Genomic DNA, 17,578 nt, shown 5'->3' with positions numbered 1-17,578 from the left:
TGTAATTTTTATATCAAATGGCGCATGCCAGTTGATAACACTTACCTTGAGTGTGAAAAAAAGGCACCTTTCGGTGCCTGTACTAAGCTGTGGTCGAACTATTTCACGATAAATTTTAAATTTAAACCTATGTCATTGTGTAAGCGGGTTGTACCAATGATTTTCAGAGTCATCGTCATACAGTAAGGATACTGCATCCGGAAAATTTCCTTCCTCGTCAAAAAGAATTAGCTCATTCTCCTCCCGCAGCCATGCCATCGGCAGCTTATAGTCCTCCTGAGGGCCGATTTGCCAATAGCGTCCCAAATCGATCCCATTCAGCCAAAGCGCCCCTTTGCTCATGCCGGACAATCTAAGCTTAAGTCTTGGCTTCCGATTGTTCGGCACAACTGGCTTAGAGAAGGTGGAGCGGTACCAGGTCGGTTCAAGCTGAGAATGGCCTGGGTCGAGTTGATTCGGATGTGGTTGACCCGGATGGAGCTTTGAATCATCCGAATCATCCGAATCATTCGAAGGATTCGGGTTACTCGGGTTACTCGAGCGCTGGAACGATTCAGGAGTATTGACGACGGACATCTCCCAATCCTGAAGCATGTCGGATGAATGATAGGTGAGCAGCTCCAATCGATTCAAGGGCGCTTTTCCGCCTGTCATTTCAATCGTATTCTCCCCTTGTACGATATAAGGCGATATGTCTACGGTATGGAAAGCGAACCACTCTTGATACTCCGGCATTTCCACTGCCTGCCCGTTGATGAGCAATCGACCGCTAATCGCGCCTACAAGCACCGCTCTATCATAATTGCCCATCCAGAATATCCGCCGGAGAAGCGGCTTATCGTCCCAGCAGTGCACTTCATCTAAATGAATTTCCTTCATGTCCGCATCAAATTCCGTGATCGGTTCACTGTTGGACACTAACCCGGGGCTTGGGTTAGAGCCCGGGGTGGAGCTTACGCTGGCGCGCGGGTTACTGGAGCTCGAATTGCTTAAGCTCGAATTGGAGTTCACGTTCGAATTGCCATTGGAGCTGCTGATGGAGTTAGAGTACCCGTTGGAGTCCAGGTCGACAATCCTCCAATTTCGGCGCAAATCCTGCTTATTGCCGTCCAAATATACCGGGCCCGAGATCCCCTTCGTTTCTCCAAGATAAGGAGAGAAGTTCAGACTCCCCATATGCTGAACCAAAATCTGCAGCTTGCTGCTTCCAGCGGGAATTCGCAGCTCCACCCCAGCCGCGCCAACCTCGGATATGACAGCTTGCTGTTTGCCATTTAGAAACACTCTGGCCGTATCCTGAATAGCCGGCAGTATAATCCGGGTCGTTCTTTCCTGTACGCTATCAACTCGGCATTCATAGACAAGATAACCAAAGGGCTGTCCGAACTCCGAGAAGCCCTGAGGCTGATCCACCCGTTCTCCCGCCAGAGAGCCCCATTCGAGCGGAGCAGACTCCCAGGATGCTAGTTGAGGCACTTCTAAACCGGAACATTGCGGTTGTTGGGCAAATGCAGCCTCCGAGGCCTTGAGGAAGGCGGAGTTTCCACTAGCCCTAATCCCTTCCACTGGCAACCCCTGGGCATCCCACGAACCAAGCAGCAATGGCTTAATATGCTGCTTGCCGCGAACGGCCCAAGTTTCCCCGCTAGGATCGATGTCTAAATCCCGCAAGCCGATCGCCCAGCAAACGGCGTCATTTCGCTCCACTCGCCAAGTCTCGTCGCTCAGCGTCCGGTTCAGCACGATGAACCGCAGTGGTCTGCCTCCGATTCGGAGGTCGACGATTTGAGGCTGTTCCGAATGGAAGAAATCAAACGTGATGCGCCTGCCGTCCTGACTCTTTTTATAACGCATATTCCCTGGGCGCTCCTGCCCCCAATCAATCACGTCCCTGGATTCCAGCTCCACGTAAGAACGCTGGCCGTTGTCTGCGCTAATGATCACGGTATGGACAGAAGCTATCTCCTCGTTGCCGGCAATAAAGGTGTTGCAGGTCAATAGAAGCCCCTTCCATATTTCAAGCCGATCGAGGATAGGGACGATTTGTCCGGGCTTGACCATTACCGGCACGGTTCGTCCGCTGCCAAGCGTTACATGAAAATTCTCCCGTTCTTCCTGCAAACTTTCTGCAAACCACAACCGTTCGTTGCCTCTTTGTCGCCCACGCAGTTGCAAACCGGTCGTCGCCCGAGCCGTTCCAGCATCATCAGCGGATATTTCTTCAGATTCCAGCAAAAATTCATGAATCGCCTGTGTAAATAGCGATACTCTCTTGGCCGCCAAATATTTATCCGTAATACGGCCATATTCGTTCAACGGGGCGTCGTAATCGTAGGAAGTGACCATAAAAATATCGCTGCTCCCTACCGTCCGTCCCCCGTAGCTGCCAAAATTGGTGCCGCCGTAGAACATATAATGGCTGATGCCGGTAAATCCGGCTCGCAAAGCCTCCATCTGCCTTCGCTCATACAGATCAGCCGTTTTCTGCGTAGCGGCAGGCGCTCCCCAGTGCTCGAACCACCCTGTCCAGAACTCCGTGACGATCTTTGGAAAATCCGGCTGCTTCTCAGTGAGCTTGGCGTAATGCTCATCGGCATGAGACCAGAAATTCGCGCCCTCAATCGTACCCTCCACACTGCCAACACAGGTTATCAAAGGCACGTCAATTCCGCGCGAGATGAGTCCGTCCCGAAGATACGCCATGTAATCGTGGGCAGCTTCATCATCGTGGAGATATCCGTATTCGTTCTCCACCTGAACGAGAATGATGTTCCCTCCCCGTGAATGCTGACGGTCGCGAATGATCGGGATGAGCCGATCGAAATACAGGTCGACATATTTCAAAAACGTGTGATCATTAGCCCGATAACGAATGCCGTCTTGTTGCCGCAGCCACCATGGAAAGCCGCCAAAATCCCATTCCGCGCAAATGTATGGCCCTGGTCGGGCGATAACCCAAAGTCCCAGCTCAGCGCAAAGATCAAGGAAGGCTCCGCAATCCCGGTCGTCGCCGAAATCCCACTCTCCCTCCCGCGGCTCATGGATGTTCCAGGCAAAATAAGTGTCCACACAGTTCATACCTGCCAATTTAGCCTTCATTAGTACATCGCGCCATTCTTCCTTAGGCATCCGAAAATAATGTATAGCCGCACTATTCACGAAAATCCGCCTGCCGTTTAACATGAAGCTGCGCCTGTCGTAACCAATCCCGTCTTGCAATACTAGATTTCTGCTCATCTCCAAACCTTCTTTCTGTATATTACTCTGCTAGAAGTGCTACTTCTGATAGAACGACCGTTGTAATTGATACCGAATCTACAGGTACGGTAAAACCATTTCCAAATAGTGTGACAAGATCTGCTGCCGGCTCAAGATCGTGATGGCTCGAAGTCCTGTATGCCTCTACCTGAACCGCTCCTGCTTCATAACTGAACGGGGAGAGGTCGACGGTCGCTTCCCGATCCGACAGCTCATTGCGAATAACGACGGTCAGACGTTTGGAAGCAGCGTCGTATGCAGCAATTGTCCGTCCATCCGATGTCGGTATGATTCGATCTCCCGGAGCGATGAATTTGCTGAATTGAGCCATGGCAAAAAATTGCTTAGTGACCTCGTATTCCTCTTCGCCAATGAAATTAGCATGAATGAATCCCCAGTTATTGTTCGCACCCTCATCTTCGACCGCCTGCCAGTAAATCCAAGCCGCTGGCTTCATGAGCTTCAGATCGAACATGATCCGTTCGGCCAGCTCCATGACGCTGGTCATATCCTTATGATGATGCGGCCCTGTTCCGCCTGTGCCGTATTCGGACATCCATAGCCGCTTTCCGCTTTGCTTCGCGAAGGCGGCCAGTTCTTCCATCCGGCTGCCGTTATAGGAATGCGTATTGATCTGACCGATGGCCTCCAGCGTCTCGGCGTCATACGCATGCAGCGCATCCAGCGTCTCGTCGATGCTATTGTCGTCGTTCGCGCTCACGACCGTATCCTCAAGACCTTTCTTCTGCAGAGAAGCGGCTACCTTGCGAATGATTTCTGCTTGCTTATCAAGATCGAAATAGCTTCCCTCCTGAATATTGCCCTTGCGCCACCAGTTAGAGGAAGGCTCATTCAGTGGATCAAGCGTGCGGAACGTGATTCCCCATTCATCGCGGAAATGCTGAACCACCTCTGTTAAATAATCCGCAAAGGCATCATACTGGTCATCCCGCAAATTGTTACCGCCGTCCTCGGCCCCCGTAACCGAACCGGAAACCGTCATCCAGTAAGGTGGGGAGTTAGAGAATACCTCGGCGATCGTCACCCCCCTTTTGAGCGATTCTTGTAAAATATAGCGTTGATAGGCATCCGCCTCCCAGTCCCATACGCCTTCTTCGGGCTGAAAGCCCGGCACATCGCCGCCGGGTCTTAGCGTATGCTCGCCTGGGTGCTCGCCGCCCCCGATGTTATAGCGAACGATATTCAAGCCCATGCCTTTTTCCCGGTCAAACAGCATATCCATAATCTCATGCACTTTCTCCTGATCCTGCCAACCTCCAAGCGCATGGCCCCACCAGGCGAGGGTAGTTCCCCAGCCTTCGAACCCCTCGTAAGCCTCGTCAAGTTGAAGCTGTACAGCTTCCGTTAAGTCATGCTCGGATAAGTTCCGCAGGTTCGCTTGTTGCAATGTTTCCTTCAAGACAATTCCTCCTAAAGCAGCAACAATGATAAGCAGTATCGCCGCTATAATAAGCTTCGTTCTACGGGTCATCTCCCTACCACATCCCGCAATTTAATGGATATCCTTTAGATATTTAATGTTGTTATTTAATGCCGCTGCTGCCGCCGCTTATATTCGCCTCATATACAAAGCGCTGGCCGACCAAATAAATCAAAATCATCGGGATCGTTAGAAACAGCGAGGCCACCATTACGATATTCCAGGGCGGCATCTGTCCCCCGCTGACGGTGCTGATCAATTGCACACCAAGCGCCAGCGGCATCTTGGCAGAGTCGTTGATGTAAATGAGCGGGCCCATGAAATTGCCCCAGTTCCACGAGAACGAAAAAATCGCAATAGCCGCCAAGATCGGATACGTCATCGGCAGAATGATTTTCGAATAGATGCCGAGATGCCCCATGCCGTCGATCTTCGCCGCTTCGTCCAGCGATCTGGGAATCGCCATGACGAATTGACGAATCAGGAACACGTTGAACGCCCCGGCAAAAAAGCTAGGCACAATCAAAGGGTAGAATGTGTTCACCCACCCCAGCTTGCGAAACAGAATAAACTGCGGAATCATTGTAATTTCTCCGGGAATCATCATCGTGCTTAACAGGACAACGAAGAGCACGCCGCTGCCCGGCGCCTTCAGCCGAGCGAAGCCGTAAGCCACGAACGAGGCCGAGAATACTGAACCGACGATCGCCCAGCTCGTTATGATCAAACTGTTTTTCAAATATAGTCCCAGATTATTGTTCGTAAATACTTTAACGAAGTTCTCCCATATCCACTCCCTGGGCAGAAAGGTGAACGCAGACTGCACGGTGGTCGCATCGCTGGCCAGAGCAATGGAGATCATGTACAGAAAGGGAGCTCCCAGCAATATGCCTACCGCTAGCAGGACGGTGTAAGAGAGGACTTTTTCCGATAAAGCGATCTTATTCATCCGTTCTTCCCCTCCTCGTAATGCACCCACAGCGCCGACGAACGAAATACAATAAGCGTTAGGGCCATAATAATGATGAACAGCACCCAAGCGATCGACGAGGCGTAGCCCATCTTGTAGAACCGGAAAGCGTTCTGGAACAAATAGGGCACGATCATTTGGCTTGCGTTGTCCGGCCCGCCCTCGGTTACGATGAACACTTGCGCAAAGGTCTGCAGCGCTCCGATAATGCCTGTGACCAGATTAAAGAAAATAACCGGTGTAAGCATGGGGAACGTTATCCGAAAGAAGGCCTGCTTCGAGCTGGCTCCATCGATGGATGCCGCTTCATAAAATTCGGAGGGCACTCCCTTCATTCCAGCGAGCAGCAGCACGATGCCGCCGCCGACGCCCCATAGCGACATGATAATGAGAGCAGGCTTTACCCAGTTGGCATCCAGCAGCCAAGCCGGGCCGATGATGCCGAAGAAATGAAGTGTCTTATTGATGAGCCCTGCACTCGGGGCAAACAAATGGATAAACAACAAAGATGATGCAACCACCGGAACGACCGATGGAAGGTAGAATAGTACGCGAAAAAAGGTGATTCCCTTGAGCTTTTTATTCAAGTAATAAGCGATCCAGAGCGAAATGGCCATGGCGAGAGGTACGGCGATCAGTGCATAATAAAATGTATTGAAGACGGACTTCCAAAATATCGGATCCTCCGTCAGCAGCTTTCGATAGTTGTCAATCCCGATAAACTGAGGCGTTTGAAACAAATCCCAATCCGTAAAGCTCATATAGATCGAGAAAACAATCGGCCCCAGCGTCAGCAAGGAAAACCCGAGCAACCATGGCGAGATAAAAAAGTAAAACCATGCCCCTTCCTTATTTCTCATGCAGATTCCTCCAGTCGGATGCCTGTGGATAGCCAGGAACGAGATTCAGCGATTCAGACCCTCTTCCTCCCGTCCCTCCCTCCTTATGCTAAAAAGCAATTGAACTTCGTGCTGCTATTTGTAAAGATCGTTAAGTCCTTTTTGAATTTGAGTCACGGTGTCGTCCAGCGAGCTTTTGTTATTGAAGTAAACCCCTAGCTTATCGTCGATCACCTTCATCATTTCATTCCACTTCGGATTAAGCGGCTGATCATAAATGCGGGATTCGCTAAATGCAGCCATATTGATCTTCTTGCCGCCGTAATCTGCATTCAGAAACTCATCGCTCGTCAGGGCAGCCTTCGTTGCCGGAGCATCCTGACCGTGCTTAACGATCGGCATTTGAGCCTCTAATGTTGTAAGCGCTTCAATAACTTTGAAGGCCTCTTCCTGGTGCTTGGAAGTCTTCGTAATGGTAAAGCCGTTGAAGAAGGCGTTCGTCGCTCCCCAGATCGGCGCGATATCCCAGTCGATTCCTTCTACTTTGGATAGAGAAGCAATATTCCAGAAGCCTGTCGTTTCCATCGCAATTTTCCCTTGAGCAAAGAGCGGATCCGGCCCAACGTTGCCCAGGTCAGCAATTTCAGCTGGTGTCGGCCCCGCTCCGTGGGTAAAGGTCAGGTCATTAAGGAACTGGAGCGCATCCCTTACTTCAGTCGTGTCGAAGGTTGGCTTCTTCTCGCTATCGAAAAGCGCCCCCCCATTTTGGTATACGAGCTGCATCCATTGCGGCCACCAGCTGCCAGGGTAATAGCCCCACTGCACTGTTTGGCCGTTCTCCTTCACGGTTAAGCGTTGTGCCGCATCCATCAGATCCTGCTGCGTCCAATCCTTGGTCGGATAATCGACGCCCGCCGCATCAAACAGATCCTTGTTGTAGAACAGTACCATCGCGCCCGCTCGGTCGGTTAGCCCATACTGCTTGCCATCGTATTTCATCAGATTGGCAATATCGTCCGAGTATCTGTCTCCCATATCAAGGCCGTGGGCTGTAATGAATTCATCCAGTGGGATAATTTGATTCTTCGAAGCATAGGTCTGAAAATTCTCGGCAATCATCATAATATCCGGCGGCGTTCCGCCAGCGATCATCGTCTGTACCTTTTGGTCATAGTCACCGGCAACGAGCATGACGTTGACTTGAATGTTCGGAAGCTTTCCCTTAACAATCTCCAGACGCTCTTCATAAATCTTCTTCTCGTCCTCTGATCCCCAAATCGTCATCGTGAGCTCAACCGGCTTGCCGTCTGACTTGCCATTATCCTTGGCAGATGAATTCGTACCGTCGGCTGGCGAAGAAGAACCAGCATTGCCTCCATTGCTGCCGGAACAGCCAGCCAGTACGCCTACAAGCAAAAGGATGCCAGCCATTACCGTTACCCATCTCTTCATCTTTACGACCTCCCACAAGGTTCAATTTGCAGCGAATACCCATGCTCCCAACGCAATGAAATGGGTTTCATGTAATGGGTTTCATTTTGTCCAAAAAAATAATGTCTAGCTGCTGATAAAGCTTCCCACACATGACCCAATAGAAATGTAAGGGGTTTCATTCGCTGTAACCACATTATAAATATGCCTTTATCACGGTGTCAACTTAATTTTTTAAATTCGAAAAAGTTAATACCTGTCTTGATTGCCCGGTTAGTTCATTGTGAGCGCACAAGGTGTGGTTCGGGGCATGCTTGGACTTACGTCTCATATAACGAATCCGGCGGCGTACCTTCAGGGCCTAACAGTTATTTAAAATGCTCCGTACTTAACGGCATCCTGCAAATAACCGCTCAATTCTCAGCTGCCTACCGCCGCCGAATTCTAATCGTGAAACGAAGTAACTGACTTAAGCGAGCTCTTTCCACTTTTTGTCCAAAGCCTGCGGCTCATAGGACTCCATCATTTGTAGTAATTCGGCAGGTTCTGGGGAGATATTAATCAGGCTGAGATGAGAAGAATTTGAGAAGCCCTCTTTGATGCTATGCTCAACCATTTGCATCAGCGGATCATAAAAGCCTCGTATATTCAAAAGACCGATCGGCTTCTTGTGGATACCGATTTGAGACCAGCATAGCACCTCAAAGAGTTCCTCATACGTTCCAAAGCCGCCAGGCAGTGCGATGAATCCGTCGGCCAGCTCGCCCATTTTCGCTTTTCGCGCATGCATGCCGTCCACTTCGATTAGCTGGGTCAGCTCCCGATGCACCATCTCGCCTGCAAACAATCCTGATGGCATGACGCCAATCACTTCTCCGCCCGCTGTCATGGCGGCATTGGCTGCTTCGCCCATAAGACCGATTCGGGAACCGCCGTACACTAAACGATATTGATGGCCCGCCAAATAACTTCCCAGCTGTATGGCTGCCTGCTTATAGTCCTCATGTGTACCTAGATTCGAGCCTGCAAAGACACAGATCGTTTTCATCTCATCATCTCCTATTTCTAATTGCACAGCTTAATTCAATTTTTAATCTTCTTAATAACTATATTTTGTGCAATGATTATTTTCAATATGATGTTGAGTTGCTAACGTACTGTTAAAACTGCCGCCTAGCATTCGATCGTTAGTTAACTGCGGTCTCCTTGAGCCACAAGAACAATCATGCCGATACCGTCCGCCTCCAAGCGATTGCCCTCCAGCACGGCGACGTGCTCGCCTCCAAAGCGGATCGACCATTCCCCCAGCTCAGGCAGATCTGCCTGAACCGGTTCAATCCTGGCGTTATACAGCACATAAATATGCTGAGCGGCATCCCCGCCTGCATGGTTGCGCAGCGTATAGGCTACGCAATGCTCCGGCGCCGATTCGAAGCGTAAATGCTCGCGAATTTGCTCTGCGGTCCGTAGGCGAAAAGCAGGATGACTTTTGCGCAATGCAATCAATTCTCGCATATATGCTACATTATCTTGATTTGCCGCACAGCGCTCCCAGTCGAGCCAGTTCAACTCTATTGGAGATTTGTAGCTGTTCTCTTCTCCGTCCTTCGTTCTCATGAATTCCTGTCCTGCATGCAGAAAGGGAATTCCTTGGCTGGTCAAAGTCATCGCTGAGGCCAAACGATGCATACGGATACGGCGCTCCTCCGACTCCTGCGCTGTGGACAGTACGATTTTATCCCATAAGGTATGGTTATCATGACATTCGACATAGTTCACCGTCTGCTCAGGCTCATTGGCAAAATTACGGGTCTGGTCATCATACGCAATGGCTCCTGCGATTCCACTCCGTATTAGCTCCTCGAATCCGACACCGCCGCTAATGAATCCTTTTTGATCAAAATAGAAAATGTTTCCTTTGATCGCGTCCCGGTAATCATCATTGAAGTGCCCGATCCGAGGGAGCTTGGCTGCGTTGTTCTGGTGCGCCCTGCTCTCTTCGGGAAGAACCGTGTTCATTATCCAGCCTTCCCCGATCATGATAAGCGAAGGATCGACAGCATCCAGGCGTCTCCGGATCTCATTCATCGTCTCGATGTCCATCAAACCCATCAGATCGAATCGAAAGCCGTCGATATGATATTCCGTTGCCCAGTACAGAACCGAGTCCACGATGAATTTCCTCATCATCGGTCGTTCAGAAGCGCATTCATTGCCGCAGAACGAACCGTCGGAAAGTGTTCCATCCTCTTTGTAGCGCAAATAATAACCGGGTACAAGCTTGGTAAAATTGATTAGATACCAGTCGTAGACATGATTGTATACGACGTCCATAATGACGCGCAATCCTCGCTCATGCAAAGCCTGAATGGTTTGTTTAAGCTCGGCAATCCGCAGGCCGGGAATGTAAGGATCCGTAGCATAGGAGCCTTCGGGAACGTTGTAGTTCTTGGGATCATATCCCCAATTGTATTGTGGCTGATCGAGCTTCGTCTCGTCGACGCTTTCGGTGGCGTAATCGTAAATCGGCAGGAGCTGAATATGCGTCACGCCTAACGCAGCAATATGATCCACGCCTGTTGCAATATTTCCCGGCCCTCTTGTCCCGCTCTCCGTAAGCCCAAGAAATTTCCCCTTATGCGCAATGCCGCTGTGAGGATGACTGGACAGATCCTTTACATGCAGCTCGTAAATGACCGCATCGACGGCAGCCTCAAAAGGCGGCTTGTGATCATTCTCCCAATGCTCCGGATTGGTGCTTTGCAAATCGATAATAGCCGCCCGATCTCCATTTACTCCTACGGCTCTAGCATAAGGATCGGCTGCTTCATTCCAGTCCTGCCCGATTTTTACGCGATACGTATAGAACCGCCCCTGGTGATCTCCTTCTGCGATCAATATCCAGGTGCCCTGAACATCACGCTTCATAGCAAGCGTCTGTGCAGGCTCCTTCTCTTTCCATCCCTCGTAGAATACAACTTCCGCCTCCGAAGCTGTCGGTGCCCACAGCCGGAACTTACTCTCCTTCGACGTATACGTTACACCCAGGTCATCACCGTCATAATTGAACAATTCATCAAATCGCTCATCGAAGACGGATATCCCTCCTGTTACTGCGAGGTCACCATAATCGACGACTACGTCATGCTCTCGTTGTACCGCCAATCGATTCACTCCAATCACGAAATATAACGGATAACTTAAACGCTTAAGTCCTTTGCATGAGCGGCATTATATCACCACTCAATCCGAAGTGTCAATCCGCCGATTCGCCAATAGAAGGACCAACGAAATTATAATCCTCAATCTCATCATATTCCTTGCGGAGCAGCTTCTCCATTACGACAATAGCTGTCCGAGCCTTATCTTCGTTATCATACACAATGCGCCGCACCCCGCTTGGGAGCAAGTACTCTGCCCCGGAATTTACAATCACGACCATATCCTCGGCTTTCATATAAGGCGCTGCCATTACCGCGAGCCACTCATTAATGAAAATTCCCGGGTTCCCCCGGCGGGCTCGAATATACCGCTCTAGTCCTTCCCGCGTCTCCATCTCATATACGTGCTCCGGGCGAAAAGATTCCTTAACAGCGTTCGCCATCCCATCGTTATTAAATTTCCCGGTTACTAGAAATGGTTCTTGTTCGGCAAGCTGCTCGTTCATCCCTTCGCTAGTCCGTTCATTAATATTATTGTTAATCTTCCCACTCATCCCTCCGCTAGTATTACCTGCGTGACTCCCCGAGGCTCGCGCAGCAATGATTTCTCTGGCCCGCTTTATCGCAGATCTATAGTCGGAAACGACCTTTCGGAACATCTTATCCTCGATATAGCTATCAATGACGATAATCGGTACGGTAAATTTGCGTGAAATATTGAAAAAATGCTGCTCAGGCACATCCATGATGAACAGCGCATCGAGCTTTCTTTTTAGAATAATGTCCAGCTCGACCTGCACGCTGTCCGTCCCTGCCACGATCACATCGTAGCCCTGCTCATTCAGCAGCTCCTGAAGCTTCATCGTCAAATCATGGTATCGGCTCCTATGCCAGGGCTTGTCATTGTGGTTCTTAAGCGTAACAATCGCGACCAGCTTAGATGATGTATTCCCAACGAGGCTGCGTGCGGCCATATTGGGCACATATTGAAGCTCCTTGGAAATATCGAGAATCCGCTGACGGGTTTCCTCGCTTATTTTCTGCTTCGTATTGTTATTGAGCACATAGGACACGGTCGCCAAAGACACATTGGCCGCCTCGGCAATATCCTTCATCGTTACCTTGTTCATTCGTCGCTCCTCCGCCAAATGGCTGTTGACCTTTTCTAATTTCTAATTATTATCATATCCGAATGGCGAATCTGGCACAAAGCAACGGCAAAAGGCAGCACATAGTATGGATAACATCCAAGCTGGGCATACCCAAAAAAGGATTGTCGATAAGGTGCTCCGGGCATGCTTGGATAGCTATTGGCCATATGGGTGGCGAGGGGACAGCAGTATTCATAGGACATTTACGTACTTGTTCCTTTATGTACTTGTTCCTTTATTCGTCGTTTCCCCACATCTATTTCCCACATCATTTTAATAGATCAGCTGGTATAAATGGATTCATAGTAGTTAATTTCTGAGGGAGGGGCGTGGAAAGTGAATTTATTGGATTTAATGTCATTAAAATAGAGGATATGCCAATCATGGAATGGATTCTCAACTTTAGGTACATAGGATCCATCTAATTCCCTCGAACATTCGTTTAGGGCAAAATTAAATACATGGATTCCATCTAGTGTACGACATAGCAGCTTGGTGTATGGCAGCTTAATGTGCATACGAGTGTATGACAGCCTAGCGTATGATAGCTTTGTGTGCAGTCGGCTTAGTGTATGGCATTTTAGCGCATGACAACTTAGCGAATGGCATTTTTGCACACAGCATCTCAGTGCACTCAGCTTATATAGGACTAGAGCATGGTAGGCAGACAAGGAAGTAAAGTGATGGAAGAAACGGATAGCTATTTAAAAACGGATAAGGGGCGCCCCTCGATCATCTATGATGATTTTGGGACACCCCTTTACTTAACCTAAACTGACTGCACAGCGCACCTCCCCTGCGATCGGCTCTGCTGATACTGTATGCACTCCATTTCATACACCTTCACTTCATACACTCCACTTCATGCACTTCATTTTGCGCATTAATAGGTTTATGCACTTTTCGCGGCGATCAAATAAACTTCGCTCAATAAACGCTGAGAATAAATCGCAGCGTACGCGGCACTCATTCCTTCGTGGATCAGGGATCTGCTTGCCAGAGGCAACGGCTCGGCGTTTACATTGGCTATCGTTACCGACTTCGTAATCACGTTGGCGCTGCCTGCCTTAAGCCGTAGAGTCGCCGCTCCAGCTTGGTTCGGCTTAAGCTGGACAGTGAGGTCTTTGTAGGCGTAACCCTGACTATTCGCTGTCAGCGAGAAATCCGGACTGTACCCGTAGGCCGACCACGAGCCGTCACTATTTTTGAACCGTGCGATTTGCTCCCCGCCGCTGAGATAAATTCCGGCCTTAAGGCCGGATACCGTCTGTCCTGGATTCAAGCCATCCGCGGTTAAGCGGATCGTAAATTCCTGTGCGCTTGGCAGCTGCGATTGATGCACGAAGGCATATACCGGTTCGACCGCCGGCGGCTGTGAAGAACCATAGGAGCCCGGCTTGAATGTTGACGGGTCATACCATTTGTAGCCTGCGGCCGGGGCTGACCATGGCTCAGGCGCCGGCTCCGTCGAGGCTGAAGGAATTTCGTACGCGTGCAGCTGAGTTGGCGTATCAAGCACAAGTCCCGGTACTTGGCTTAGCGAAGTGTAGCTTTCGTCATGAGCCAGCCATTTGACGGCCTGAACGAGGAATACCCCGTCATCCACTTCCTTGAAGCCGTCATACGTCGTTTTTCTCGCGCCGTTCTCTTCGCGGACGTACTTCGGCGTGGCATCCTCAACGGGCGAGGAGTCGCCGATGAAGGCTGCTTTGCCTAGCCCGATTTTGGCAATGGCCGCATATGGGCCTTCCGCACGGCCGCCGCCGTTATAAACACCGCTGTCCACAGCATTGCCCCATTTCGGTACCCCGGCAGGTACGTATACGATTCCCTTCGCCTTCGTCGGGTCGATAATGGCCAGGGTAGAACCGGCATGCATCGCGACGGCGTTTACGCCCGCCGTAATTCCAAACGCTTGCGAAGGTACGACAATATCAGTCGCATTTACGTCGCCCAGCGCATTATAGCGGAAACGCACGCCGAAATGATCGGCAAGCCAATCCGAGCTGATCACATTCTGCATTGCCGGCGAGCTCGCTTCTTCCACGCTCATGCCTTTAGCCGGATTGCTATAGGCACCACGGCGATACCCGTTGAATACCTCGGAGGAGTCCCAACGGTTCTTATTGCGATCCGCATTATAGTGATCCGCAATAAAGAATACGGCGCCGCCGTCTTGAACATACTGGACGATCGCCTCCTGCTCTGCAGACTTGAAGGGAATATTCGCTTCAGGGATGACGAATACGTCATAGTCCTTGAGCCGGTTATACGTAATCGCCGGAGTATCGAACTGATGGGGGGCAGCACGTTCCAGTGACTCTACCGCAAATCCTGCCGCCCGCAGCCCATCAGCGAAGTCTGAAAATGCACCGTCGATGATCCAATCGGCAGCCCCGGCCGTCTGGGCGTGGGCATTATCGAAGATCACTTTTTTGCCCGTACCATCAGGCAATGCCGGGATGCCTCCATGCCCCGGGGGTTCCTCGCTAGGGGATTCTTCACCTGGCTCTCCTGGATTTTCGCCCGGCTCCGGCTGCTCGGCATCGGCTAGCTGAATCGTCGACACACTTTTGAGTCCGGTGAAATTGTTATAAGCTGCAAGGCTTCCCGCCACATTTACCCGCTCGCCGATCAAGCCCGGATTGCTCTGCAATCCAAATTCGGCTCTAAGACTGGAGGGAATCTGCACATCGATCAGTTTAGCTGAGCTTTGCTCCGCTGGATCGTCGGCGATCAAGAAATTGTAATCATTCGAAAAAGGACTTTGAAACTTCGCTGTTAACGAGCCGGTAGCATGTCCAACAATATAACCGCTAACTTGGACGGCTTCCCCATTATTTCCTTTGGCGATAGCCTCGGACACAGTAAGCGGCGCAGCTGTCACCTGCAAACTGTCACTAGCGGTTGCTGCAGAATTCCCAGCACTTAGCTCGAGAGCGGCCTGGGGCCGATGCTCCTCCGCATGCGCATTTGCCATCATCCAAGGACTAAAGCCAAAAACCGTCGTAACTGTTAGCGCGCCAACGACTGCATATTGAAGCCACTTTCTTAGCCATTTCTTACTCATTCGTAATCGATTCCTCCCTCTCTAAATTCATAGATTACTTTTTTATAATAAATGCGAATAAATTCCTCACGATGGTTTTATTGTAAATTTATTGTAAAATTTCATTTGTGGCAAAATTGTGTCTTCCATTAGCTTTCCAGTAAAGCATGCTATATAATTAATAGTATTTCATATCTTATTATTTAAAGGAGTAGATGAATCGAATGGATAGTGACAGGCTTTTGGCACTATACTTGGTGCTGGTCGCCATACTAATCGGGTTTACAGCGTTTTTCGTAGCCGTGGAATTTGCTATCGTACGGGTACGGGCAAGTCGGGTGGATCAAATGATAGCCGAAGGGAGTAAGAATGCTCTCTCGGTCAAACAAGTGACTAGCAATCTGGACGGTTACTTGTCGGCTTGCCAATTGGGAATTACAATTACAGCGCTCGGACTTGGCTGGTTAGGAGAACCGACAGTGGAGAAAATGCTTCACCCACTGCTCCATAGTTTAAATGTACCTGAAGCAGTAAGCAGCGTTATTTCATTTATCATCTCTTTTGCCGTAATTACTTACCTTCACGTTGTTGTAGGAGAATTGGCTCCAAAGACGATCGCCATTCGCAGAGCGGAGCAGGTTGCCTTGATTACAGCAAAACCACTTATCATTTTTACCAAGATCATGCACCCATTCATTTGGGCGCTCAACGGATCTGCACTTCAGCTTGTACGCCTTTTTGGAATCAAGCCTGCCAGCGAGCATGAAGAAGCTCACTCGGAGGAAGAACTGCAAATCATCATTAACGAAAGCTTCGAAAGCGGTAAAATCAATCAAAGCGAATACGGGTACGTGAACCGAATATTTGCTTTTGATAATATGCTAGCCAAAGAAATTATGATTCCGCGCACTGATATGGTGTGCTTATATACAGACAAGACCCGGGAAGAGAACCTGGGGATCATTAAAGAACAGCAGTATACCCGCTTTCCTGTTGTCGAGGGACATAAGGATAATATCGTGGGTATTATCAATACGAAACAATTCTTCCTCGCGTACGAGGATAACCCAAACCTAGAGATTTCCTCGATTCTGCAGCCGGTTATGGCTGTATCTGAGGTGACTCCGGTCAATGAGCTGTTAAAAAGAATGCAGCACGAAGGTACTCATATCGCCATATTAATCGATGAATACGGTGGTACGGCGGGGTTGATCACCATTGAGGACATCCTCGAAGAAATCGTCGGAGAAATCCGCGACGAGTTCGATAAAGAAGAAGAACAACCGATTGTCCATCTGGATGAACACCATGTGGTCGTCGATGGCAAGGTAACGATTAATCAGATTAACGACATCATGCTGACCGATCTGAATACGGAGGATGTCGATACGATCGGCGGCTGGTTGTACGGCATGAACCCGGAAATGAATGAAGACGAGACATTCGAGCATCAGGGCCTTATTTTTAAGCTGCTGGAGAAAGAACCGCATCGTTTCAGAAAGCTTGAAATTATTAAACAAGCCACCGAGCATGAAGAAGCATTTGAATAAGTATTTTGAATAGATAGAACATGAAAGAACCTCAATCACCGGGATGTACTCCCTTAAGGATTGAGGTTCTTTATTATTTATAAACTCGTCCTGTGGGAAGCTGGGGAGCTTCCTTTGTCTATTCTTCTTCGCCGATCCAAACGGTCTTACTGCGAAAGTCTGCTCTCTTCCCATTCAGCTCGCCCATATCCGAAACACCGAGGTAAATGAACCCCAGCATTTTATCCTGCGAGCGAAGTCCAAAGGCTTCATTCATAATATGGTGATAACACGGCTCTCCCGTTCTCCATACCGCTCCTAGCCCCAAACTATGGGTCGCCAGCAGCATGTTCTGTATTGCAGCAAATACGGCCCCGTATTCCTCCAGCTCGATCACGCCCGGCCGATCAACAGGGGTTACGGCTACGGCAATAATAACAGGTGCACGAAATGCCTTGGCGCAGGCTTTATCCATTGACTCCTGGGCTTCAGGAGAATCGGGGTCTTCCAGCCCCTCCCGCATGATGTCCGCCAGCGCCTGGCCCAATTGCTCCCGGCCCTTTCCTCTGAGGACGAAGAACTGCCATGGCTCGGTATGTCTATGATTGGGTGCCCAGGTTCCAGCCTCAAGAATCCGCTCAATTATCTCCACGGAAATTTTGTCTTGTTTGACTTTTCCAATACTTCTTCTGGTATGAATAGCTTCCATTACATCCATAGCTCGTTAACCTCCTCCTTCTACCCTTCCA

The 17,578-nt window shown here is 49.8% G+C and carries 11 protein-coding genes; 1 reads left to right on the top strand and 10 read right to left on the bottom strand.

The window, feature by feature from the left end; genetic code table 11:
* Positions 1-132: 132 nt before the first annotated feature.
* The 9 genes from CZ379_RS02525 to CZ379_RS02485 form a co-directional block, all read right to left on the bottom strand.
* Positions 133-3,237 carry a beta-galactosidase gene (locus CZ379_RS02525; protein ID WP_110930167.1) on the bottom strand — a complete coding sequence of 1,035 codons (3,105 nt, stop codon included), beginning with the start codon at positions 3,235-3,237 and terminating at the stop codon, positions 133-135.
* Between the two features lie 22 nt (positions 3,238-3,259).
* Positions 3,260-4,678, bottom strand: coding sequence for a glycoside hydrolase family 30 protein (locus CZ379_RS02520; protein ID WP_324616331.1), 1,419 nt, complete (start codon positions 4,676-4,678; stop codon positions 3,260-3,262).
* A gap of 124 nt (positions 4,679-4,802) precedes the next feature.
* Positions 4,803-5,648: a carbohydrate ABC transporter permease gene (locus CZ379_RS02515; protein ID WP_110930165.1), complete on the bottom strand. Its 846-nt coding sequence runs from the start codon at positions 5,646-5,648 to the stop codon at positions 4,803-4,805.
* Positions 5,645-6,529 carry a carbohydrate ABC transporter permease gene (locus CZ379_RS02510; RefSeq protein ID WP_110930164.1) on the bottom strand — a complete coding sequence of 295 codons (885 nt, stop codon included), beginning with the start codon at positions 6,527-6,529 and terminating at the stop codon, positions 5,645-5,647. Before CZ379_RS02510 ends, CZ379_RS02515 begins: the two co-directional genes overlap by 4 nt.
* Before the next feature lie 114 nt (positions 6,530-6,643).
* Entirely contained in the window at positions 6,644-7,960 is a 1,317-nt protein-coding gene (locus CZ379_RS02505) for an ABC transporter substrate-binding protein (RefSeq protein ID WP_110930163.1), read from the bottom strand.
* Positions 7,961-8,408: 448 nt separating this feature from the next.
* On the bottom strand, positions 8,409-8,987 hold the full coding sequence (locus tag CZ379_RS02500) for an LOG family protein (RefSeq protein ID WP_110930162.1): 579 nt from the start codon (positions 8,985-8,987) through the stop codon (positions 8,409-8,411).
* Positions 8,988-9,130: 143 nt separating this feature from the next.
* Positions 9,131-11,104, bottom strand: a complete 1,974-nt coding sequence (gene pulA / locus CZ379_RS02495) for a type I pullulanase (protein WP_110930161.1) — start codon at positions 11,102-11,104, stop codon at positions 9,131-9,133.
* 91 nt (positions 11,105-11,195) lie between these two features.
* Positions 11,196-12,230 (bottom strand): LacI family DNA-binding transcriptional regulator, encoded by a 1,035-nt coding sequence (locus CZ379_RS02490; protein ID WP_110930160.1) that lies wholly within the window; start codon positions 12,228-12,230, stop codon positions 11,196-11,198.
* A 913-nt stretch (positions 12,231-13,143) separates the two neighbouring features.
* Positions 13,144-15,321 carry a DUF6359 domain-containing protein gene (locus CZ379_RS02485; protein ID WP_110930159.1) on the bottom strand — a complete coding sequence of 726 codons (2,178 nt, stop codon included), beginning with the start codon at positions 15,319-15,321 and terminating at the stop codon, positions 13,144-13,146.
* Positions 15,322-15,524: 203 nt separating this feature from the next.
* Here CZ379_RS02485 and CZ379_RS02480 point away from each other — a divergent pair, with 203 nt between their 5' ends.
* Complete coding sequence (locus CZ379_RS02480; protein WP_110930158.1) at positions 15,525-16,850, top strand: hemolysin family protein; 1,326 nt, start codon at positions 15,525-15,527, stop codon at positions 16,848-16,850.
* Positions 16,851-16,968: 118 nt separating this feature from the next.
* Here CZ379_RS02480 and CZ379_RS02475 read toward each other — a convergent pair whose 3' ends face one another.
* On the bottom strand, positions 16,969-17,547 hold the full coding sequence (locus CZ379_RS02475) for a nitroreductase family protein (protein ID WP_110930157.1): 579 nt from the start codon (positions 17,545-17,547) through the stop codon (positions 16,969-16,971).
* Positions 17,548-17,578 lie beyond the last annotated feature (31 nt).

It is taken from the genome of Paenibacillus bouchesdurhonensis (assembly GCF_900155685.1).
GTDB classification, from domain to species: domain Bacteria; phylum Bacillota; class Bacilli; order Paenibacillales; family Paenibacillaceae; genus Fontibacillus; species Fontibacillus bouchesdurhonensis.
This window is presented reverse-complemented; position numbering and strand designations above follow the sequence as displayed.